This window comes from Streptomyces canus (assembly GCF_030815415.1).
GTDB classification, from domain to species: Bacteria; Actinomycetota; Actinomycetes; order Streptomycetales; family Streptomycetaceae; genus Streptomyces; species Streptomyces canus_F.
Genome location: NZ_JAUSWW010000001.1, coordinates 2,972,700 through 2,995,537 on the forward strand (window position 1 = coordinate 2,972,700; position 22,838 = coordinate 2,995,537).

A 22,838-nucleotide genomic window follows, 5' to 3' on the forward strand; every position below is an offset into this window, starting at 1 on the left:
CCTTCGAAGCTACGGAAATTCGCAGGTCAGGAGATCGGAGCAGGGGTGGATCGTGGGTGGATCCGCGAGTGCGGCGGCGTCCACCCACGGGTGGAGAGACGCTGCCGCCAGTCGGTCGTGGGCGGGCGGCCCTCCGCCGGCCGACACCGACCGTTCCCACCGCCTCGAGCCCAACCGGAAGCGCTCGTGCACCTCGCGGTGAACCGGAGGCACGCCTCAGACACACCCCGGATCGAGCCCGGCGACTTCACCGGCCCGAGGTGGCCACTCCCAGCTCAGCCGCGCCCACCGGCCCGGCCCCGCCAAGCCCGGCCGGGGCCCCGCTCCGGCATCGCCGGTCCGGGTTCCCGGCCCAGGCCCAGCGCGGCGTTACGCGTCGATGCGCGACCGGTCCAGCGTCGCCGCCGAGTTGGAGATGAACTCCTTGCGCGGCGCCACATCGTTGCCCATCAGGAGGTCGAAGACCTGCTCGGCGGCCTCCAGGTCGGAGAAGGTGATGCGTCGCAGAGTGCGGTGGCGGGGGTCCATGGTCGTCTCGGCCAGCTGGTCGGCGTCCATCTCACCGAGGCCCTTGTACCGCTGGATGGAGTCCTTGTACCGGACGCCCTTCGTCTGGAACTCCATGAGCTTGTCGCGCAGCTCTCGGTCCGAGTACGTGTAGACGTACTTGTCCTGCCCCTTCTTGGGCTGGACGAGTTCGACGCGATGCAGCGGCGGCACCGCCGCGAACACCCGGCCCGCCTCGATCATCGGCCGCATGTAGCGCTGGAACAGCGTCAGCAGCAGGGTCCGGATGTGGGAGCCGTCCACATCGGCGTCGGTCATCATGATGATCTTGCCGTAGCGGGCCGCGTCGATGTCGAAGGTCCGGCCCGACCCCGCCCCTATGACCTGGATGATCGCGCCGCACTCGGCGTTCTTGAGCATGTCGGTCACGGACGACTTCTGGACGTTGAGGATCTTGCCGCGGATCGGCAGCAGCGCCTGGAACTCCGAGTTCCGGGCCAGCTTTGCCGTACCGAGCGCGGAGTCTCCCTCGACGATGAACAGTTCGCTGCGGTCGACGTCGTCGCTGCGGCAGTCGGCGAGCTTGGCGGGCAGCGACGAGGACTCCAGGGCCGTCTTCCGGCGCTGCGCGTCCTTGTGCTGGCGGGCCGCGATACGCGTGCGTGCGGCAGCGACCGCCTTCTCCATGACGACCCGGGCCTGCGCCGCCGCGTCCCGCTTCGTGGACGTCAGGAACGCCTTGAGCTCCTTGGCGATCACGGTGTTCACGATGCGGCGGGCCGCCGAGGTGCCGAGGACCTCCTTCGTCTGCCCCTCGAACTGCGGTTCGGCCAGTCGCACCGTCACCACCGCCGTGAGGCCCTCCAGGGCGTCGTCCTTGACGATGTCGTCCTCGGCGACACGGAGCAGTTTCTTGGCGCGCAGCACCTCGTTCATGGTGCTGGCCACGGCGGTCTCGAAGCCCGCGACGTGGGTGCCGCCCTTGGGGGTCGCGATGATGTTGACGAACGACTTCAGGGTCGTGTCGTAGCCCGTGCCCCAGCGCATGGCGACATCGACGTCGAGCTCCCGGGTGACCTGGGTGGGCGTCATCTGTCCATGCTCGTCCAGGACCGGCACCGTCTCCTTGAAGGTGCCCTGGCCGGAGAGACGGAGGACGTCACAGACCGCCTTGTCGGTGGCGAGGTACTCGCAGAACTCGCTGATTCCGCCGTCGAAGCGGAAGGACTCCTCTCCCTTGCTGCCGCCCTCGCCGAGACCGAACTCGTCACGGACGACGATGGTCAGCCCTGGCACCAGGAACGCGGTCTGACGGGCGCGCTGGTGGAGGTTCTCCAAGGACAGCTTGGCGTCCTTGAGGAAGATCTGCCGGTCGGCCCAGTACCGCACGCGCGTGCCGGTGCGGGTCTTGGGGACCCGCTTGGTCTTGCGCAGGCCGCCCGTCTCGAACTTGGCGTCGGGACCGATTGCGGCGAAGGAGCCGGGGACGCCGCGTCGGAAGCTGATCGCGTGCGTGTTGCCGGCGCGGTCCACCTCGACGTCCAGCCGGGCGGACAGGGCGTTCACCACGGAGGCTCCGACGCCGTGCAGGCCGCCGGAGGCCGCGTACGACCCTCCGCCGAACTTGCCGCCGGCGTGCAGCTTCGTCATGACGACCTCGACTCCGGACAGGCCGGTCTTGGGCTCGACATCGACCGGGATGCCCCGGCCGTTGTCCCGGACCTCCACCGAGGCGTCATCGTGCAGGATGACCTCGATGTGGTCGCAGTAGCCCCCGAGGGCCTCGTCCACGGAGTTGTCGATGATCTCCCAGAGGCAGTGCATCAGGCCTCGACTGTCGGTCGAGCCGATATACATACCCGGGCGCTTGCGCACGGCCTCGAGCCCCTCGAGGACGAGCAGGTGCCGCGCGGTGTAGTTGGAACCGTCCCGGTCTGCTCCTGCCAGCAGCGCTGTGGACGGCACGGACGTCTCGGCGGTCACGCGGTTCGCTCCTCGCTGAATTTCAGATGTGGCCCTTGTGGGTAAGGGCGCGGCTTCGGTCGCCGCCAAGAGGGTACCGAGGCCTGGTAGAGCCGTTGTAACGCCACCCTCGTCCCAAACTCACGATAGCCCAGGGTCGCATACGTGTTCGATCCCTCGATTGAGTGAAGTACATATCACGTTCCCTTCGAGGCATGAACCATTTAGGCTCCGGGCACGTCCTCATGAACAACCGGCAACCCAGCCGGGAGGACGGACCTTGACAGCAAGAGCGAACCCGTAAGACACATAGATACGCAATACGGCACATTCGCCGCCAACCGGCAGCAGACAGCCGGACTCGAAGATTTTTTTTCGAGGAGAGACCCAGAGCGGGAACGTTTTGGGGCTGGTTGGATGTTGACCCTGGTACGACAGCTCGTCGAGCTAGAGAAGAGGCGACGTGACTACTGTTCTGACCCCCGCGAGCCCGTTGACGGCCGCCGATCGCTGCGACCGCTGCGGCGCCCAGGCATACCTGCGCGTCGTCCTGCTCAGTGGTGGTGAACTGCTCTTCTGCGCCCACCATGGCCGCAAGTTCGAGCCGGAACTCAAGAAGATCGCCGCTGAGATACAGGACGAGACGGAGCGACTGACGACCGTTCCGGCATCCTCCAACGAAGAAGAGCGCTGACACCTCGCGTCCACGACGAGCCAGCGTCGGCACAGGCCGGCACACGGGCGGCCGCCCCTGGAAGCAGGGGCGGCCGCCCGCGCCGTATCCGGTAATGACCCTCAGGCGCCGTCAGGGGACCGCGTGCGGCCCTCGCAGGCCCCTGCCCCACCCCAGCGCCCGTACGACGTCGGACACGCGCGTATAGACGCCTGGGCTGCCCGGGCGACCGCAGCCGCTCCCCCAGGACACGAGCCCGACCAACTTCCCCTGGGCGACCAGCGGCCCGCCGCTGTCCCCCTGACAGGCGTCGCCACCGCCCTCCGCCTCCCCGGCGCACAGCATCGCGCCGGAGGCATAGGTGCCGTCGTCGCCGCCCGGGTAGGCCCGCTCACAGAGAGCGTCGGCCAGCACATGCACGTGTGCCGCCCGCAGACTGCGCGCGTAGTCACCACCCCCCGTGGCGTCACCCCAGCCGTAGACGACGGCAGCCGTCCCCGGCTCGTACGCCGCGTCACCGGCGGACGCCATCGTGACGACGGAACTGCCCGCCAGGGGCTCGGCGAGTCTGAGGACCGCGAAGTCTCCGGCGTTGGTGCTCGTGTCGTATCCGGGGTTCACCCAGGTGTCGCGGACGGGGATCTCCTGCCCCTGGTCCGAGAGCAGGTCCGTGCGGCCTGCGATGACCTTGAGATCGCGCACCCGGTTCGGCGGCGCCCCCAGCACGTCCGCACCCATACAGTGCGCCGCGGTGAGCACGACGGTCCGGCTGACGGCCACACCACCGCAGTACTGTCCCGCGCGAGTACCTCCGAAGCGGTCACGGCTGGAGAGTGCCACGTTCCACGGCCCTTCGGAGATGTCGACGGGAAACCCGCCGACGACGACGCTGCCGGCGGCCACGGGGGCGGCGGACACCAGCGGTATGACACCCGCCACGACCGCCAGCACCAGCGACCCGTTCAGTGCCCGGACAAAGGGACGACGCATGCACGCTCCTCACTCAGGGGTGGTCATGGGACACCCAGAGTGATCCACGTCGGCGCCACGCGCACCCGCTCAGCACGAAGGCCCGGCTCCCACCAGGAGAACCGGGCCTTCGACGTCGTACGACCGCGACCTAGTCGAGGTAGTCGCGCAGCACCTGCGAACGCGACGGGTGGCGCAGCTTCGACATGGTCTTGGACTCGATCTGGCGGATACGCTCGCGCGTCACGCCGTACACCTTGCCGATCTCGTCGAGGGTCTTCGGCTGACCGTCGGTGAGGCCGAAGCGCATCGAGACCACACCGGCCTCGCGCTCGGACAGGGTGTCCAGCACGGAGTGCAGCTGCTCCTGCAGCAGGGTGAAGCTGACCGCGTCGGCCGGGACAACGGCCTCGGAGTCCTCGATGAGGTCACCGAACTCGCTGTCGCCGTCCTCGCCGAGCGGGGTGTGCAGCGAAATGGGCTCGCGGCCGTACTTCTGGACCTCGATGACCTTCTCGGGGGTCATGTCGAGTTCCTTGGCCAGCTCCTCCGGCGTGGGCTCGCGGCCCAGGTCCTGGAGCATCTGGCGCTGCACGCGCGCGAGCTTGTTGATGACCTCGACCATGTGCACCGGGATACGGATGGTGCGGGCCTGGTCGGCCATGGCGCGGGTGATCGCCTGACGAATCCACCAGGTGGCGTACGTGGAGAACTTGTAGCCCTTGGTGTAGTCGAACTTCTCGACCGCGCGGATCAGACCGAGGTTGCCCTCCTGGATCAGGTCCAGGAAGAGCATGCCGCGGCCGGTGTAGCGCTTGGCCAGGGAGACCACCAGACGGAGGTTGGCCTCCAGAAGGTGGTTCTTGGCGCGACGGCCGTCCTCGGCGATGATCTCCAGCTCACGCTTGAGCTTCGGAGCCAGCTTGTCGGCGTTGGACAGCTTGTCCTCGGCGAACAGACCGGCCTCGATGCGCTTGGCGAGCTCGACCTCCTGCTCCGCGTTGAGCAGCGGGACCTTGCCGATCTGCTTGAGGTAGTCCTTGACGGGGTCGGCGGTGGCACCGGCCACGGCGACCTGCTGGGCAGGCGCGTCGTCCTCGTCGTCGTCGGAGAGGACGAAGCCCTTGGTCTCGCCGCCCTCCTCTTCCTCTTCGCCGGGCTTGATCTCCTCGAGGACCTCGTCCTCGGCGCCCTCGGCGTCGTCCTTGCCGGCGGTCGTCTTCTTCGCCGCCGTCTTCTTGGCGACGGTCTTCTTCGCGACCGCCTTCTTGGCGGTCGTCGTCTTCTTGGCGGCGGCCTTCTTCACGGGCGCCTCGTCCTCGACGGAGGCCTCGGCGGCGGGCGCCGCCGGGGTGGCGGTGGCGGTGGCCTTCTTCGTGGTCACCGTCTTCGCAGCAACCGTCTTGGTGGCGGTGCGCTTGGCCGGACTCTTCGCTGCGACGCTCTTTCGGGTGCGCTTGGGCTCCGCGGCACTGACCATCAGCGTCACACCCTCTTCCTCGAGGATCTGGTTGAGGCTGCGCAGTACGTTCTTCCACTGAGTGGCCGGAATCTGGTCAGCTTCGAAGGCCCGACGCACGTCATCGCCGGCGATCTGCCCCTCAGCCTTTCCCCGCTCAATGAGAGCCATGACAGAGACGGACTCGGCGATCTCCGGCGGGAGCGTACGGGATGTGCTGGCCGACACGAACAACCTCTCGGAACGTTGGAAAACGGCTTCCGGCCCCGTCCGGGATGGACAGGAACCGACCACCGGCCGTGGGGATGGGCCGACGGTGCGGGCGGGGGCCGGGAAGATGCACAGCGCCTTTGACGGCGTCCGTATTCCCTCCGCGGCTGTCACCTCTTAGGTCATCGCGTTGTTTCCACAAGCGTTACGCCCAATCTGCGTGGCCCGAGTCACACCCCGTAAGCGTTCAAAAACGGTCAGACACGGACAGAGGTGGTCACCAGCGAGCCCTTCAGAGGAAAAACTGCCCTGTCACACCGTCGGACCCCGCAGGATTCCGAAGGATCCTGCGGGGTCCGACGGGGGGACGGTTCACCGGCCGAACGATGCCCAGGAGGGGGAGGCACCCTCCGGCCGTACCGCCCGCGGTGCGTGGTCAGTGCTCGCGCGGCGCCGGCACCACGCGCTCGACCTCGGGATGAATGGTGAGCAGTTGCCGTACGGCCGCCTCGGCCGCCGTCCCGTCGCCAGTGGCGAGGCCGTCGACGATCCTGCCGTGCTGCACCAGCGACGCCTCATTGGGCCGCTCACATCCTGTGAGCGGACCGCCGGAGACCTGAAGGGCCGCCGAGACGATTCCCGAGAGGTGCTCCAGCATGCGGTTGCCCGCGACCTGGATGAGCAAGGAGTGGAACTCGGCGTCCGCGCGGGAGAAGGTGAGCGCGTCACCCTGCGCCATGGCATGGCCCATGATCTCGACCATATCGGAGAGCCGCTGCTGGACATCGTCGCGTCCATGCCCGGCGGCGAGGCGCGCGGCGAGCGGTTCGATCGTCCAGCGCAGCTCGCTCAGCTCGCGGCGCTGGTCGTCACGCTGCGGCCCGAAGGCCCGCCACTCGATGATGTCCGGGTCGAGCAGGTTCCAGTCGCTGACGGGGCGCACGCGCGTGCCGACGTTCGGACGGGCACTGACCAGGCCCTTGGCCTCCAGGACACGGAGGGACTCACGGACGACGGTGCGGGAGACCTCGAAACGCTGGCCGATCTCCTCGGGCACCAGCGGGCGGTCGGCGCCCAGGTCGCCCGAGACGATCATCTGGCCCAGCTGCTGGACGAGTTGGCCGTGCAGTCCGCGTCCACGGCTGCCCGCGGAGCGTCGGCCCACGCGCCCCAGCTCGGGGTCCGCGGCGTCCCAGGCGGACATCCCACGGTCGGCGGCGGGCGCCTCGGCATAGGGGTAGCGGTCGAGTCCGCCCGGGCCGGCGAGGCCGGAGTCTGCGGAGCGGGCGGCGGTCATCATGGTGTGCGCAAGGGTACTCACGGATCATTTGTCGGCGCTGGCCTCAACTGCCTTGAGGTCTTTGGTGAAAAGCACACGAAAGGGTGATCGCTCACCCCGTCGCAATTGACGCCTTATCGGAAAGAAATGGGCTTTCCACGGGGAGTTGTGCGCAGAGCAGGACCGGGCAGGCACGGGCGGTCGTCATCGGACCCTGCTTCGCAGGGTCGTGAGCACATATGCGCAGAGCAGGGCCATCAACGACAACGTCAGCGCACCACCCACGGGTTGGGCGATCATGCGCGCCGCGGCGGAAAGATAGCGCTCTCCACCGAAGGGCCACTGCAGCAGGAGCCCCTCGCGCAGCCGCAGCGGAAAGCCGGCCGCCGTCCGCACAGCCGGTCCCTCCAAGGCTTTTTGTACGAGGGGTACGACCAGGACGGGTACCGCGACCACCACCGCCAGCCCGGCCGTGGTGGAGCGGAAGATCCCGGCGGCCAGCACGCCGGCCCAGGCGCACCCGATCACGAGCCCGAACCAACTCGCGCTCAGCGGCAGCCAGTCGGCGGGAACCTGCGCGAGCTCTCGTCCGTAGAGGAGGTAGAGCACTTCGGCGTCGCAGCCCACCGTGAGAAAGGCCAGCAACAGCGCGGTGGCACCGGAGACGACGAGTTTGGCCGCGAGCAGCCCCAGGCGGCGGGGCACGGTGCCGCGGTCCGCCGCCAGTGCGGGGTGGCGGAACTCGTCGCCGAAGGCGAACGCCCCGAGCAGCCCCGCGCCCAGAGCAGCGGGCGGCAACGGCAGCTCCTGCGGCCATGCGACCAGCAGGCGGTGCTGCGGGGTATGGCCGACACGGGCGAGGAGTGCGGCGGTCAGGGCGGAGACGACGAGTACGGCAGCCCCGGTGAGGAACCCGGTCCCGACACCGGTGGCCCGGCGCAACTCGTACCGCAGCGGGCGGAGCGGGCTGGGAGCGGGGCGGACGGAGATGGGGGGCGGGAGTTCGGAGAGGGCGGTGAGGGTGGCGACTCCGGCAGCAGGTCGGGGTCGCGTGGGGGGCTGAGGCGAGGCGCCCTTCGCCGGGTGGGGTGCGGCACCGGCGGAGGGTGGCCGGGTGGTCGCGCTGTTGGCCGAGGTATGCGCGGAGGTCGCTGGTCGGTCACGGACGTCGGCCGCCCCTGCACCGTCGGCTTCGTGTGCTCCTGAGCGATCGGCCTCGGCGACCAGCTGTGTCTCGCCAACTTCCCCCTGGTCGGCCTGACCGTCCTGCGCGAGCGGCGACGGCACCTCCCGCGATCCACCCGGATCGAGGTGGCCTTCGTGAGCGACAGGCGACGACGGCCGGTCGGCTCCGTCCAGGGCTTCGGGACGGAAGGCGGCCGCGTCCGATCCCGGCTCGTCGCCAGACGGCTTCGGCTGGGCTTCCGCTGTTCCGGGCGCAGCGGCGGCGGCCGGACCGTGTGCGGCGGTGTCGGGCTCCCGGATCGCGTCGAGCCGGTGCCCGTTCTGGGTGGCCTGCGGTACGTCCGAGGGGGCCTCTCCCGCTCCGGGACCCATGTCGCCGATCTCGTCCGCGAGTTGGTGCACGAGGATGCCGTGGCGGTACGCGGTCTCGCCCACGTCGGCGCAGGTGCTGCCGTACACGGAGAGGCGGCTGCCGCCCTCGCGTACGACCTCGACGGAGCGCTGTGTCGTGCGGGCCTCCTTGGTGAGCAGGGTCGCGAGGCGGGCGGCGTGCGGGGTCCGGACGGCGACTCGGGGGCGCAGTCGGGTGCGGGAGAAGTCGGCGGCCTCCTGGTCGGCGACGAGTCGGCCCTCCTCGAGCGTGACGATCCGGTCTGCGGTGCGGGCGGCCTCCTTGGGGTCGGTCGCGGTGATCAGGACCGTGCCGCCCTGGTGCGCGTGGGCGCGCAGCATGCCGTACAGCCAGCGGCTCTCACGGGCGGAGAGCCCGCCGACGGGATCGTCGAGGACGAGTGTGTGCGGGTCGGACAGCAGGGCGCAGGCCAGACCGAGGCGACGGTCCATTCCGCGCGAGAGGGTGCCGAGGCGTTCCTCGCGCAGGCTGACGAGACCGACGACCTCGAGCACTTCGTCGGCGCGACGCACCGGGACGCCCGCGGCGGCGCACAGCATGCGCAGATGGCTGCGGACCGTGCGGGCGGGGTGCCCCGGCACATCGCCGAGGAGCACGCCGACCTCGCGTGACGGATGGGCGATCCGGCGCAGGGGGCGTCCTCTGAAGTAGGTGACCCCGCGGCCTTGTTGGAGTTCGAGCATGAGTCTGAGCGCTGTCGTCTTGCCCGCCCCCGGAGCGCCGAGCAGCGCGGTGACGCGGCCCGCGCGTGCCTCGAAGGAGACGTCGTCGACGGCGGGCGGAAGCTCCTTGCGGGGGTTGCTGGTCAGTCCGAAGGCCTGGATCACTCGTAGCAAGATAGCGCGCTATGTCCGGTTTTGCGGGCACCGCAAGGCTCGCTCCGCGAGCAGAGATTCAGCCCGGTCGGACCCGTGTTCAGTGGCTGCGGGCGAGGCCGACCGGCCTGGACCGCGGCGGTGGAGTCACATCTCGCGGCGTCGGCAAGGAGATTGAGCGGTCGTCACACTTCGGGGCGCAGCATCGGCGGGTTGAGCAGGGTGGCGCCACCGGCCCGGAAGAGCTGGGCGGGGCGTCCGCCCTGCCGGGTGGTGGTGCCGCCGGTGGGGACGAGGAAGCCCGGTGTACCCGTCACCTTGCGGTGGAAGTTGCGTGGGTCCAGCGCCACTCCCCACACCGCTTCGTAGACGCGGCGCAGCTCTCCGACGGTGAACTCGGTGGGGCAGAACGCCGTCGCCAGCGACGAGTACTCGATCTTGGAACGGGCGCGCTCCACGCCGTCGGCCAGGATCTGGGCATGATCGAAGGCGAGCGGCGCGACGGGTTCGCCGTCCCGCCCGTAACCGCCCCGTTGCAGCAACTCCTCGACCGGCGCCCAGCGGGCGTTGCTGGCATCGCCGCCCGCGCGGGGCGCGGGGAGGTCGGGGGCGAGCGCGAGGTGGGCGACGCTGACCACCCGCATCCGGGGGTCCCGCTTGGGGTCGCCGTACGTCGCGAGCTGCTCCAGGTGGGCGCCGTTGTCCTGCACGGGAACGGCCGGCTCGTGGGCACGCAGCCCGGTCTCCTCGGCCAGCTCGCGGGCCGCGGCCTGCGACAGATCCTCATCGGCCCGTACGAAACCGCCCGGCAGCGCCCAGCGTCCCTGGAACGGCGGCTCGCCCCTGCGCACCGCCAGCGCGCACAGAGCATGGCGGCGCACGGTCAGCACGACCAAGTCCACGGTGACGGCGAAGGGCGGAAAGGCTGACGGGTCGTAGGGCATGCGGCGATCATAGTCGTCTGCCTGACGATAAACACTCTCTTCGTGGGCCGCATCGATGACTGGTCCACTGCGACTCGAGCGGGTTCCACCGTCCTCCCTGCCGTCGTGCGGCGACACGTCCTACGAGGTCACACTCCCAGTTGCAGCCCGTCGGCCGCCTCCTCGACCATGGCGAGGCCCAGACGCCCGACCCGTACCGAGAACGGGGCACCCGCGATCCGCAGTCCGGTCAGAACGATCTCACCCAGGGGTGCGCTGCGCACCGGGCGCAGGGTGACGGTCCCCGCGGGGGCGTCGGGGCGGATGCCCGCGAGCGTGGTCAGCAGCAGCACGCCCGCTGCCGCCGCCGTGGCCGCGGGCCGGCACGCCGCCGGATGCGGGACGGGGGCGCTCCCGTCGGTGCGCTGCTCCCCCGCGTACATCTCCGGCAGCCGGTGGCCGAAGGCTTCGGCCGCCGCCAGTGTGCCCCGCAGCAGAGAGGCCGCCTCCTTCTCGTAGCCGGCGGCGGCGAGTCCGGCGACGGCTACGGCCGTCTCGTGGGTGCGCACGGCGCCCCCGCGATGGCCGAACGGGTTGTACCCCGCCTCTTTGGCACCCAGACCGCGCAACCCCCAGCCCGAGTCCATGGCGGGGCCGCCGAGCAGCCGGGCCAGCTGTTCGGTCTGCACCTTGGCGAGCAGCCCGGACGCCCGCTCACCCCCGCCCAGCAGACCCGTGTCGAGAAGGTGGACGGCTGCCGCGCCCAGGTGTGGCACGAGCCGGCCGTCCGGAGCGCGGGCTGCCGCGGGCCGGCCACCGCCCAGGTCGTCGATCCAGAACTCCTCCCGGAACGCGGCCCGCAGTTCCTGGGCCCATTGCCGCAGCCCGGCACCGCCCGGTCTGCCGCAGGCGTCCAGCAGATCGGCGCCGAGCAGTGCGGCGCGATGGGCATGAGCCTGTGTCTCGCAGCGGACCGGTCCGGCGGGCTGCGGGTCGCGCAGGTAGGGGGTGTCGCCCACGGTGGTCCGCAGCCAGGTCAGGCAGCGTTCGGCCGTGGGCAGCAGTTCTTCCGTGTCGGGATCGGGAAGGCCCCAGCGGCGTGCTTCCGCGAGGAGCACGGGGAAGAGCAGCGTGGCTTCCGTGCCGGTGCAGCTCGGCGGGAGATGGGTGCCCGCGTCGCGTCTGGGCCCGGGGATCATGCCGGACTGATCTCCCGGGCCCCGGAGTTGGGTGCGGGCAAGGGTGCGCAGGGTGCCTGCGACCAGCCGGGTACCGAGTGGCAGGAGCATTCGGGCGGCGGCGAGCGCCTCGGCCGGGGCCAGGCCACAGCGCCAGGGGGCTCCGGCTGCCAGGTGTGTGTCGGTGGGATGTGCGGGGTCCCGCAGGAGCAGCGCCTGGAGGTCCTCGATGCTCGTCCGGAGCAGTTCCCGGACTCGGGGATCGTCGCCCGCTGCCCGCGCGGGAGCGAGAGGACTCGTGGCCGCCCGGCCCACGGCCCGCACGGGCCCCGTACCGTCCGGACGGACCCGCAGCTCCACGCTCGTACTGCCTCCCGGGGGCAGGACGAACTCCCAGCGCAGCAACCCGGCCGAGGCCAGCGCGTCGACGGGCTGCGGGTCCGCCGTGATCGACGAGTTGCCGACGGGAGAGGACCAGCGCAGACCGGAGTCGTGGACGCTCGCGGGCAGTTCGGGCCCGGGTGCGCCGCTCGCGATCGCCCCCAGGTCGGCCAGGTCCGTCCCGAGGGCCACCTCGACCGGTAGCCGCAGCGGGCGCGGGGCCGCGCTGTACAGGGTGATCCGCTCCGTGCCGTCCGCGTGCCGGACGCGCTCGACGACGACATCCGGGTCCGGTCCCGTGTGCGCGGAGGTCCGAACGGTTCCCAGGAAACGGGCGCTGTCGGCCGTGGTCATGCGCGACTGGACCGCGACGGGTTCGCGTCCGGCCACTCGGACCTGGCAGCGGGACAGCACGCGTCGACCGGCCCGGTAGAACCCCTCCAGCCCCCGCCCGGTCAACTGCCCCTGTTCCGTGGAGATCGCAAGGCCCGGGAGAGCGACGCAGATGAGGGCGGTGTGGGTGGACGGCAGGTCGACGGGGCGGCGGGGTGGCGGAAGAGGGCTGCCACGACCAGGTGAAGCCGGCGGGCGACCTGTCTGGCCGGTGGGCTGAGGTGGTGCCGAGCGGTGGCCCGTGGGAGGCGGAGAGGCAGGCCTTTCGGCGGCCGACGGACCTGGGTGGTGTGGCCGACCTGCCGATCGGGCAGAGGGCGAGCCGGACAGAACGGCCGGGTCCTCCTCGCCCCGGCCGGGCGGGCCCAGCGCCCTCCCCCGGCTGGGGCGATCGGCCGGCTCGGCCTCCCACGACGGGCGTGAGACCGAGGGCGTCACAGGACCGGGACGGCCATCAGGGGTCGCCTCCCACGAGGGCACCGAGGCCGGAGGCATCGCAGAACCAGGGTGACCGTCGGGGTGCGCCTGCGATGAGTGGAGTGGACCCGGTGCGGTCACCGGACCAGGGGGCGCGACTCGGCCCGTCGGCCAGGCGGAATACACCCCTTCCTCGGGCCGCGCGGGCGCGTATCGGACCTGGCCGGGGGAGACAGCGGGGCCACTCGGACCCTCCGGCGCGTGGCGGTCGGCGCCGGCCGGGTGCCGTGGCAGGCCGGTCTGCGGCCCTGGTCCGCCTGCGGCGGAGAGGTCGTCGTCGGTGGCGGCGGGCGGAGTCGGCTGATACATGGGCGGCTTCTTCTGCGCTCTGTGCGCCTCGGGCGTGATCGGCGTCGGCATGGAGGTTCCTGAACGGCCTGAGCGGCACACCGGCAAGGCCCGCCCAGGCGTTCCGCCACTCAGGTGAACGGAACAGGGCTCCTCGGGGTCACGCCTGTGACCGGCCGAGCCGACCGATTGGCGGCGGGTGTGAGGGCGGCCGTAGCGGCCAGTCACCGACGTGGGCTGCCATTCCGCAGGCCGTTCCGGTCGGCTGTCATCCCTTAGGCAGGAAGTAGGCCAACATATCTGAGGTCGGTGACCGGTCGGCCGAGGCGCTTGGACGCCGATGCGGGCTTCCATTCCGAAGGGCGGTGCTCGGGTCCGCCAAGGCCCCTGGCCGGCTGCCTGTGTGGGCGTGCGGACATACCGAGGACTCAGGTCCGGACAGCCCAAGCCTCTTGGGCAAACACATGGTCTGCCTACCAAGTCGCTCCCGCTCACACGTCCCCGTCAGTGTCACCACCCCGACTCCGCACCGCCCTCTTCCGCGTGCGGTTCACCCGCGCGGCCAGCGGCCTCGTGCCTCCCGCCGCCGGCGTACGAGGGCGGGAACCGTCACCCCCCTGCCCGTGCCCCTGCGCCCTGGCGTCCGCGGCGTCACCGGGTCGCGTCCTGCGTCGGCGCCCGGTAGCCGGTGCGGCGCAGGGCGCAGGTCCGTCCACGTCGCCCGCCTCCGGGTCCTCGGCGCCTTCGGGACTTCCGGATTCCGGCTGTTCCCTGTCCCCCCGCTCGGCGCGCAGACAGCGGCGGATCGACTCCGGGTCCAGGCCCTCGTTGCAGGCCTGGTGGAGCAGCCGCGCGAAGAGGTAATCGGGGTCCGCGCCGAGTGCCATGGCCAGGGCTTCCCTGGCCTCCAGGTCGTCGCCGGTGGACCAGGCGACCCAGCCGGCGAGGGTGAGCGGCGCGGCGGCGTGTTCGCCGTACGGGCCGACACAGCGCCGGGCCAGGGCCCGCCACAGCCGGAGCGCGAGGACGGCCTCGTCGCCCTCCATCCACTCGGCCGCGCGGTCGCGAGTGGTGCGGTCCTGCAGACCGAGAATAAGCGTGGCGGCCTCGTCGTGGTCGAGCAATTGATCGTCCCGGAGATCCTCGGTGAGCGTGCCGGACACGGCCGGAGCCAGGGCGTAGCGCTGCATGATCTGCCTCGCCAGCTGCAGCGTCTCCTCTGCCACGCCCGTACGGCTCGCGCCGTCGAGGATCCTCGGGACGATCGCCATACTGCCCGTGTCCAGGGCGATTTCCTGAGCCAGGGCGGAAGCGTTCTCCCAGGGCAGCAGCCTGCCCCGCAGCTCCCTGAGGGTGCCGCGCACCTGGAGCCCGGCGTAGGTGGCGGCTGCCGCCAGGACGGACGTGCCGGGCAGGCCCATCGCCTCCCCTTCGGGCGGGCAGCATTCCTCGCTTCCGCAGCAGTAGGACCAGAAGCGGCCGTCCGAAATGCACAGCGCCTCGATCACCGGTACGTCGAGGAGACCGCACTCGACGCGCAGCTTCTGCGCGAGTCCCCTCAGCCGCTCCATCACCTGCCTGCCGGACTCGCCCTTCCCGGGCTCCTGACAGAGATAGGCGACCATCTGTTCGGGGCGGGCTCCCCGGCGTTCGCTGCCGGTGACCAGCCCGTGGGCCAGCTGTCGCGCCACGGCGGGCCAGTCGTCGGCGCTGGCGGGGATGCCGAGCCGGGCCCGGCCCCCGAAGCGGCCCCGTCCGCCCCGGTCATGGAGGGCGACCAGGACGATGCTGTCCTCGGGGCGGTATCCGAGCAGATACGGCAGCGCGTCGGCCAGTTCGGCCGGGGTGCGCAGCGTCACCTGATGCTCGGCGCTGTGGCCGTCGTAGGTGGTGCAGTCGAGGTGGCCCATGGGCGTCGCATGCCCGCCGTGCACACCGTGGGGTGCGCGCGGCTCCTGTCCCGCCGCGTCGCCGTTTTCGGAGGATCCAGTCGTTTCGCTGTGGTTCGTCATGCGCAGACGATCTCGCGGATCATGAAGTTCCGCTTTGCCCTGTGGATAACCCCGACCAGGGACACGTCAATTCACATCTTGACCGCGAGACCTCGTCCACGGGCGCCTCCGCCCAGCGCCCCGCCCCGAGCGGTCCGGGCCCGGATTGTCAGTGGCGTCCTGTTGTATGGACGCATGGAGCACACGAGCAACGCCGATCTCCGAGTGGCCGCCGACGCGGTTCTCGCCCGTCTCGTCGGGGATCCCACGGGCACGGCCCGGCTGCGGGAGGACCAGTGGCGGGCGATCGAGGCGCTGGTGGCCGACAAACGGCGGGCCCTCGTCGTACAGCGCACGGGCTGGGGCAAGTCCGCGGTGTACTTCGTGGCGACGTCGCTGCTGCGCTCCCGGGGCAGCGGCCCCACCGTGATCGTCTCGCCGCTTCTCGCGCTGATGCGCAACCAGGTCGACGCCGCGGCCCGGGCCGGCATCCACGCACGGACCATCAACTCCTCCAACACGGAGGAGTGGGACACGGTCCAGGCCGAGATCGCGGCGGGCGAGGTCGACGTCCTGCTCGTCAGCCCCGAGCGGCTGAACAACCCTGACTTCCGTGACCAGGTGCTGCCCAAGCTGGCCGCCGCGACCGGACTCCTCGTGGTGGACGAGGCTCACTGCATCTCCGACTGGGGCCACGACTTCCGCCCGGACTACCGGCGGCTGCGCACCATGCTCGCCGACCTCCCGCCCGGCGTCCCCGTGCTGGCGACGACCGCTACCGCCAACGCGCGCGTGACCGCCGACGTGGCCGAGCAGCTCGGCACGGGGGCCACCTCGGACGCCCTGGTCCTGCGCGGCCCGCTGGACCGGGAGAGCCTGAGCCTGGCCGTCCTGCCGCTGCCGGACGCCGCGCACCGGATGGCCTGGCTGGCCGACCACCTGGACCAGCTGCCGGGCTCCGGCATCATCTACACCCTCACCGTGGCCGCCGCCGAGGAGGTCACCGCCTTCCTCCGGCAGCGGGGCCACACCGTCACCTCGTACACGGGCAAGACGGAGAACGCCGACCGTCAGCAGGCCGAGGACGACCTGCTGGCCAACCGGGTCAAGGCCCTGGTCGCCACCTCCGCCCTGGGCATGGGCTTCGACAAGCCCGATCTCGGCTTCGTGGTCCACCTGGGCTCGCCCTCCTCCCCCATCGCCTACTACCAGCAGGTGGGTCGAGCCGGACGCGGCGTCGAGCACGCCGAGGTGCTCCTCCTGCCGGGCAAGGAGGACGAGGCGATCTGGGAGTACTTCGCCTCTCTCGCCTTCCCTTCCGAGGACCTCGTGCGCCGCACGCTCGACGTCCTCACCCGCGCGAGCGGACCGATGTCGCTGCCCGCGCTGGAGCCGCTGGTGGAGCTGCGCCGTTCCCGGCTGGAGACCATGCTCAAGGTCCTGGACGTGGACGGGGCCGTCCACCGGGTCAAGGGCGGATGGGTCGCGACCGGGGAGCCGTGGACCTACGACGCGGGGCGGTACGAATGGGTCGCCCGGCAGCGCAAGACCGAGCAGCAGGCGATGCGCGAGTACGCGTCCACGACGGGCTGCCGGATGGAGTTCCTGCAGCGCCAGCTGGACGACGAGGGGGCCAAGCCCTGCGGACGCTGCGACAACTGCGCGGGGACGCGCTTCACCGCGGACACCTCGACGGCCGCACTGGACGCCGCACGCGTCGACCTGGGCCGGGCGGGCGTCGAGGTCGAGCCGCGCCGCATGTGGCCCACCGGGCTGCCGGCGATCGGTGTCGAGCTGAAGGGTCGCATCCCGGCAGGCGAACAGACCGCACCCGGAAGGGCGTTGGGCCGCCTGTCGGACATCGGGTGGGGAAACCGGCTACGACCGATGTTCGCCCCCCAGGCCCCGGACGGTCCGGTACCCGACGACGTCGCGAAGGCGGTCGTGGGCGTGCTGACCGACTGGGCCAGGGGCCCGGGCGGCTGGGCCTCGGGGGCGCCGGACGCCCCGCCACGGCCCGTCGGTGTCGTCACCGTCCCCTCGCGCACCCGGCCTCAGCTGATCAACTCCCTCGGTGCGCGCATCGCGGAGGTCGGGCGACTGCCACTGCTGGGGTCGGTGGAGTACGCGGGCGAGGCGCCCCCGCTGTCCCGGAGCAACAGCGCCCAGCGCCTCAAGGCACTCGACGGAGCCCTCGTCGTGCCGCCCGCCCTCTCCGCCGCGCTGGCCGGAGCCGGGGGCCCCGTCCTCCTCGTGGACGACTTCACCGAGACGGGCTGGACCCTCGCGGTGGTCGCCCGGATGCTCCGACGAGCCGGTGCGCAGGGGGTGTTGCCGCTGGTGCTGGCCGTACAGGGTTGATGACGCCGCGTTGCGGAACCCGGTCTCCGACGGCACACACCGGCTGCCTGGCACCTCGGGAGTCCGCACCTCGCTGAGGTGCGCGGATGTCCCGGGCGTCACACGGTGCTTCGGCGGGTAGGGATATAAACCACACACCACCAGATTCCGGTCGGTGACCCCAATTGCTCGTTGCCGCAACCAAGTTCGACAGGAAGAATTGAAGTCCGCTCCCCGCACGGCTCGCCCGTGGTCCGGTAGGGCTCTGCTGCGGCGTGCGTTCCCCCGAATCCGACCCCGCCCGCAGTGTGGGCGCGTAGCCGAAGGGAGGACCGTGACCTTCGGATTCGCTCCGTCCTCCGCGGCATCCACGTCGACGTCTGCCGACCTGTCCGCCGCATCCAACAACCCGCTGACCCGCATGCTCGAACCCGCGGAGTGGGCCGCAGCCGGAATACCCCTGCTGCGCAACCCACGGGAGGTCGTCAGCGGACTGCACTCCCGACATCGCCCGAAGCCGGCGACCGCGATCGTGGCCGTGCTCGATCCGGACGAGCGGCTGCGCGCGAGTGCGTCGTTCACCCGCCGCCCGGCCCCGGCCGACGGCTGGATGTTCCGCAACACGCTGCTCGCACAGCTGCGCAGGGTCATCCCGCACGACCTGCGGCGCCGCACTCCGGTGCGTACCGCCGTGCTGCTCTACTGCCGGGACGGCGACGCGCGTTGGACAGAGGAGGACGGCGCGTGGATGTGGGGCCTGCGGGACGCCTGCACGCTGCACGGGCTGCGCTGCGGTGCGTACATCACGCTGACCCGTGACGGCTGGCAGGTTCTCGGCGAGGGGCGCGGCGGCCGCCGCCCCAACTCCGATTCGTCACCGGAGCCCTTCGCTCTCTCCGAGGCGCCGCCCCCGCTGCCCCGCACCGGCGGTGCCGCCTCGGAAGTCCTGCGCCGCGCGGCAGCCCGCTGAAGAAGCACCGCAGAACCCCGACCCTTATGGATCAGAGGTCGGGGAACGCTCCGGGCCCGAGCCGATGGAGCGGTCCGGCTGAGCATGTCCACGGATCGTTCCGGTTCGCGTCGCGGTCAGCCGCGTACGGCATACGGCTTCGAACGGCACACGCCTTGGCGCGCCTCAGTACGGCGTACGACGGACGGACGCGAGGAGCATCGGGCGGCCGCCCAGTGATCGCGGGCCACACCTCGATGCTGCGCTGCCGGCCGACGACGCAACTCCCCCACGGCTTCAGGGCGAACTCGGGCGACGGCGGACGCGCACGGACCATCCCCACGATCGTCCGCGCACGACAAACCCCCCGCTGTGCAGGTGCCGCCGAAGCGGCGCCTTCATCACCCCCGCGTCCCCCGGACGCGCCGGAACGGGCTCAGACGCGCGCGCCCAGCACCGAGTTGATCTGCTGCGGGTCTCCGCAGACGATCAGCAGGGCACCGGCCCGGCCGTGCGCCAGGGGCAGAACGGTCGCGGCAGAGGAGTCGGGACCGCCGTTGACGGCGACCACGACCACGGGGCGCTTGGTGGTACGGCCCACTGCGGTGGCGTCGGCGTAGAAGACATCGTCGCCCGCGTCGTGCTGGGCCCAGTAGGAGGCTTCGCCGAAGGTCAGCTCGTGGGTGGCCCACGGGTGCTGTTCGCCGGTGGTGATCACCAGCACCTCACCGGGGGCACGACCCGAATCCAGCAGCAGGTCCACGGCTTCCTCGGCGGCGTCGAGCGCGCCTTCGGCGGAGGCCGGGATCAGCTGGATCTGCGGGGATGCCGGAGCCGGAGCGGCGGCGGTGCGGACAGCCGGACCCGACGGTCCGGGCGTGGCGGCCACGTCATGCGGCGTGCGTTGCACCGGAGGCGTGGGCCGGAGGGGGCCGGGACGACCGGGACGCGGGTGCGCCGCGGGCCGGGGGCCGGGTACGGGACGGGGGGTCGGCGCGGTACGGCCACTGGCCGAAGTGGCGCGGGGACCCTGGGCACTCTCGTGAATCTGAGGCTCCTCGGGAAGGAGAGGCATGGCTGACTTCTATCAAACGTTGGTGCGACTCGCGTCGGCGGGTGGCACACGAGTGCGAGCGGAACGGTCAGAAATCGAATCCGAGTTGGCCTTCGATCTCCGGAACGCCTCCGTCTGCCCAGCTGCGGGCCTTCTTGAGGTGCCGCCACTGGGGCAGCGCATCAAGATACGCCCACGACATCCGGTGGTACGGGGTGGGTCCCCGCTCCTCCAGTGCGGCCTTGTGCACGGGCGACGGATACCCGGCATTGTCCGCAAAACCGAAGTCTGCATGGTCGATACCCAGTTCGGCCATCATTTTGTCGCGCTGAACCTTGGCAATCACCGAGGCCGCCGCGACAGCCACGCACGACTGGTCGCCCTTGATCACCGTGCGGACCTTCCAGGGGACCCCGAGATAGTCGTGCTTGCCGTCGAGGATCACCGCGTCCGGCCGGACCGGCAGGACCTCCAGGGCACGGACCGCCGCCAGCCGCAAGGCGGCCGTCATGCCCATGGTGTCGATCTCCTCCGGGGAGGCATGCCCGAGGGCGTAGGACGTCACCCACTTCCGGAGCTCCACGTCGAGCGCGGTGCGCCGTTTGACGGTGAGCAGCTTGGAGTCGGTGAGGCCTTCGGGGGGTCGGCGCAGTCCGGTGATGGCCGCGCAGACGGTGACGGGGCCGGCCCAGGCGCCGCGCCCCACCTCGTCGACACCGGCAATGACCTTCGCTCCGGTCGTGGCACGGAGGGAGCGCTCGACAGTGTGTGTAGGTGGTTCGTACGGCATGGCGCCCTTAGCGTACGCCGCCTGGATCACCCGGCGACACCCCGGTTCCCCCGAGCCCTGTCGCCCCGGCCCCAGCCACGTTCAGCCGTGGCTCGTCCGCAGCAGGGGAACCATCAACTGGTCGATCATCTCCTCAAGATCCCGATCGTTCCATTCACTTCCGCACATCTTCGATCGGTACATCATCATCGCCGGTATGGCATCGAAAACGTAGCTGTTCGCCGCGTCGGATCGGACCTCTTGTCGCTTGATTCCACGGGTGATGACCTCACGGAGCAACCTGATGGTCGGCTCGACAACCCCGTTGAAGATCACGCCATGGAAACGCTCCGCCTGGATGGGATCGCACTCGTGAATCACGGCACGGAGCGCGAATCCGGGGCGCGAGTACATCGCCTCACGCGCCTGTCGGCACAGCTCGAGAAGATCCTCGCGCACGCTGCCCAGATCGGGAGCCGTCTCGATGATCGGCAGCCCGGACTGCAGGGCATCGGCGACGAGGTCCTCCTTGGACGGCCAGCGCCGGTAGACCGCGGCCTTGCCGGTCTGGGCGCCGGCGGCGACGCCTTCCATCGTGAGGCCCTTCCAGCCGACCGTACTGAGCTGTTCCAGCGCGGCATCGAGGATCGCGCGTTCGAGCACGGCGCCGCGCCGACGGAGGGAGGCCGCCTGAGCGGGGGCGGCCGTCCAGCGCGAGGTAACCATCTGACTGACTCCAACGAGCAGAGGAAGCGGGGATTCCGGGGGACGGGGACGGTGCGCGGCGACGACGGGGGAAGACGTCGCACGACGAGAACGTAAGTGAACGCTTGCGTTCACTATGAGGGACTCACTACGGTTGACGCGACAGTGAACGCGAGCGTTCACTAACGCACTTGTGGGGGACCCATAGTGACAACCTCTCAGTTGATCAAGGAACAGAAGCCAGGTGCGGCCCGTCGGGAAGGACACCCCGGCATCGCGCTCACCGTCATCGCGGCCTGCCAACTCATGGTGGTCCTCGACGCGACGATTGTGAACATCGCCCTCCCGCACATTCAAGACGCTCTCAAGTTCAGCACCACCGACCTCACCTGGGTCGTCAGCGCGTACACACTCACCTTCGGCGGGCTGCTGCTCCTGGGCGGCCGGGCCGGCGACATCCTCGGCCGGCGCCGGGTCTTCACGGCCGGCATCCTGCTGTTCACCTTCGCCTCGCTGCTCGGCGGACTCGCCCAGGAGCCCTGGCAGTTGCTGGCCGCACGCGTCCTGCAGGGTGTCGGTGGCGCGATAGCGTCGCCCACCTCGCTGGCCCTCATCACCACCACGTTCCCCGAAGGCCCGGAGCGCAACAGGGCGTTCGGAGTGTTCGCCGCGGTGTCCGCGGGCGGCGGCGCGATCGGTCTGCTCGCGGGCGGCATGCTCACCGAGTGGCTCGACTGGCGCTGGGTGCTCTTCGTGAATGTGCCGATCGGTGTCCTGATCGCCGTCCTCACGCCGCTGTACATCAACGAGTCCGAGCGGCACACCGGCCGCTTCGACATCGCCGGCGCACTGACCTCGACGGCGGGCATGGCGTCCCTCGTCTACGGCTTCATCCGCGCGGCGGACCAGGGCTGGCGGGACAGCCTGACCATCGGTTCGTTCGGCGCGGCGATCGTGCTGCTGGCTGCCTTCGCCTTCATCGAGACCCGGGCGAAGGAGCCGATCACACCGCTGAGGATGTTCGCCGACCGGAATCGCTCGGGCACGTACGTGATCATGCTGAGCCTGGCCGCCGCGATGTTCGGCATGTTCTTCTACATCGTGCTCTTCGTGCAGAACGTGCTGGGGTACACCCCGATCGAGGCAGGTCTCGCCTTCCTGCCGGTGACGGTCGTGATCGCCCTCGGCGCGGGCCTGTCCCAGCGGTTCCTGCCGGTGCTCGGACCCAAGCCGTTCATGATCGCCGGTTCGGCGCTCACGATGATCGGACTGTTCTGGCAGACCCTCATCAGCTCCGACAGCTCGTACGCCGGCGGAGTACTCGGTCCGATGCTGCTCTTCGGCTTCGGCATGGGCCTCAACTTCGTCACGTTGACGATCACCGCCGTCTCCGGGGTCGCCCCGCACGAGGCGGGCGCGGCATCCGGACTGCTCAACACCACGCAGCAGGTGGGCGGGTCGCTCGGTCTGTCCATCCTGACGACGGTGTTCGGCACGGCCAGCAAGGACGAGGCGGAGAAGCAACTGCCGCAGTTCATGGCCGACGCCACGCCTGAGCAGAAGGCGGAGTTCGCCAGGACCCACGAGTTGCCCGCTCCCTGGGGGCACGAAGTGCTCACCCAGGGCATCTCGACGGGATTCGTCGCCGCGGCCTCGATGGCCGTACTCGCCCTGGCCACCGCCGCGTTCGTCATCCGGGTCCGCAAGAGCGACCTGGAGGCGCTCGCGGGCACGGCGGGCCCCGGAGTCGGCTGACTCCACCGGGCCCTCGCAGGGTCGCGGATGGCCGGACCTCGTCCAGTGAGTCGACGGCGAGGACGACGCTCCGGTCATCCGCACTCCGCGCACGGGGCGCGACGAGACGCAGGCGGCGCGTCGCCGTACGGCCCACGCTCCGGTCACCATGGCCACCGCGGCCG

Annotated in this window: 15 protein-coding genes; 4 read left to right on the top strand and 11 right to left on the bottom strand. The window is 70.7% G+C overall.

Features of this window, described 5'->3' with window-relative positions:
- Nucleotides 1-369: 369 nt before the first annotated feature.
- Nucleotides 370-2,490 carry a DNA gyrase/topoisomerase IV subunit B gene (locus QF037_RS13625; RefSeq protein WP_307025004.1) on the bottom strand — a complete coding sequence of 707 codons (2,121 nt, stop codon included), beginning with the start codon at nucleotides 2,488-2,490 and terminating at the stop codon, nucleotides 370-372.
- Between the two features lie 442 nt (nucleotides 2,491-2,932).
- Here QF037_RS13625 and QF037_RS13630 point away from each other — a divergent pair, with 442 nt between their 5' ends.
- Nucleotides 2,933-3,163: a DUF7455 domain-containing protein gene (locus QF037_RS13630; RefSeq protein WP_046257057.1), complete on the top strand. Its 231-nt coding sequence runs from the start codon at nucleotides 2,933-2,935 to the stop codon at nucleotides 3,161-3,163.
- Between the two features lie 111 nt (nucleotides 3,164-3,274).
- On the opposite strand, the gene QF037_RS13635 is transcribed toward QF037_RS13630, so the two are convergent.
- From QF037_RS13635 to QF037_RS13665, 7 genes are all read right to left on the bottom strand, one after another.
- A complete protein-coding gene (locus QF037_RS13635) occupies nucleotides 3,275-4,132 on the bottom strand; it encodes a S1 family peptidase (RefSeq protein WP_307025008.1) in 858 nt (285 codons plus the stop codon).
- Nucleotides 4,133-4,262: 130 nt separating this feature from the next.
- Entirely contained in the window at nucleotides 4,263-5,798 is a 1,536-nt protein-coding gene (locus tag QF037_RS13640; protein WP_307025010.1) for an RNA polymerase sigma factor, read from the bottom strand.
- A gap of 418 nt (nucleotides 5,799-6,216) precedes the next feature.
- A complete protein-coding gene (locus QF037_RS13645) occupies nucleotides 6,217-7,101 on the bottom strand; it encodes a FadR/GntR family transcriptional regulator (protein WP_307025012.1) in 885 nt (294 codons plus the stop codon).
- A gap of 162 nt (nucleotides 7,102-7,263) precedes the next feature.
- Nucleotides 7,264-9,483: an ABC transporter ATP-binding protein gene (locus QF037_RS13650; RefSeq protein ID WP_307025014.1), complete on the bottom strand. Its 2,220-nt coding sequence runs from the start codon at nucleotides 9,481-9,483 to the stop codon at nucleotides 7,264-7,266.
- Nucleotides 9,484-9,656: 173 nt separating this feature from the next.
- Nucleotides 9,657-10,415: an NUDIX hydrolase gene (locus QF037_RS13655; protein WP_307025016.1), complete on the bottom strand. Its 759-nt coding sequence runs from the start codon at nucleotides 10,413-10,415 to the stop codon at nucleotides 9,657-9,659.
- Between the two features lie 128 nt (nucleotides 10,416-10,543).
- On the bottom strand, nucleotides 10,544-12,460 hold the full coding sequence (locus QF037_RS13660) for a glycogen debranching N-terminal domain-containing protein (protein ID WP_307037149.1): 1,917 nt from the start codon (nucleotides 12,458-12,460) through the stop codon (nucleotides 10,544-10,546).
- Between the two features lie 1,142 nt (nucleotides 12,461-13,602).
- Complete coding sequence (locus QF037_RS13665) at nucleotides 13,603-15,123, bottom strand: DUF4192 domain-containing protein (protein WP_307025018.1); 1,521 nt, start codon at nucleotides 15,121-15,123, stop codon at nucleotides 13,603-13,605.
- A gap of 174 nt (nucleotides 15,124-15,297) precedes the next feature.
- On the opposite strand from QF037_RS13665, the gene QF037_RS13670 reads away from it, so the two are divergent.
- Together QF037_RS13670 and QF037_RS13675 are read left to right on the top strand one after the other, a co-directional pair.
- Nucleotides 15,298-17,463: a RecQ family ATP-dependent DNA helicase gene (locus QF037_RS13670; RefSeq protein ID WP_307025020.1), complete on the top strand. Its 2,166-nt coding sequence runs from the start codon at nucleotides 15,298-15,300 to the stop codon at nucleotides 17,461-17,463.
- A 313-nt stretch (nucleotides 17,464-17,776) separates the two neighbouring features.
- Complete coding sequence (locus tag QF037_RS13675; protein WP_307025021.1) at nucleotides 17,777-18,412, top strand: hypothetical protein; 636 nt, start codon at nucleotides 17,777-17,779, stop codon at nucleotides 18,410-18,412.
- A 415-nt stretch (nucleotides 18,413-18,827) separates the two neighbouring features.
- On the opposite strand, the gene QF037_RS13680 is transcribed toward QF037_RS13675, so the two are convergent.
- The 3 genes from QF037_RS13680 to QF037_RS13690 all read right to left on the bottom strand — a co-directional run bounded on the left by QF037_RS13680 (nucleotide 18,828) and on the right by QF037_RS13690 (nucleotide 20,940).
- Nucleotides 18,828-19,466 (bottom strand): hypothetical protein, encoded by a 639-nt coding sequence (locus tag QF037_RS13680; protein ID WP_307025022.1) that lies wholly within the window; start codon nucleotides 19,464-19,466, stop codon nucleotides 18,828-18,830.
- 67 nt (nucleotides 19,467-19,533) lie between these two features.
- Nucleotides 19,534-20,235, bottom strand: a complete 702-nt coding sequence (locus QF037_RS13685; protein WP_307025024.1) for a ribonuclease HII — start codon at nucleotides 20,233-20,235, stop codon at nucleotides 19,534-19,536.
- Nucleotides 20,236-20,316: 81 nt separating this feature from the next.
- The gene (locus QF037_RS13690) at nucleotides 20,317-20,940 is read right to left on the bottom strand and encodes a TetR/AcrR family transcriptional regulator (RefSeq protein ID WP_307025026.1); all 624 of its coding nucleotides are present in this window, start codon (nucleotides 20,938-20,940) and stop codon (nucleotides 20,317-20,319) included.
- 186 nt (nucleotides 20,941-21,126) lie between these two features.
- Between QF037_RS13690 and QF037_RS13695 the strand changes: the two genes are divergently transcribed.
- Entirely contained in the window at nucleotides 21,127-22,674 is a 1,548-nt protein-coding gene (locus tag QF037_RS13695; RefSeq protein ID WP_307025029.1) for an MFS transporter, read from the top strand.
- The last annotated feature ends 164 nt before the right edge of the window (nucleotides 22,675-22,838 follow it).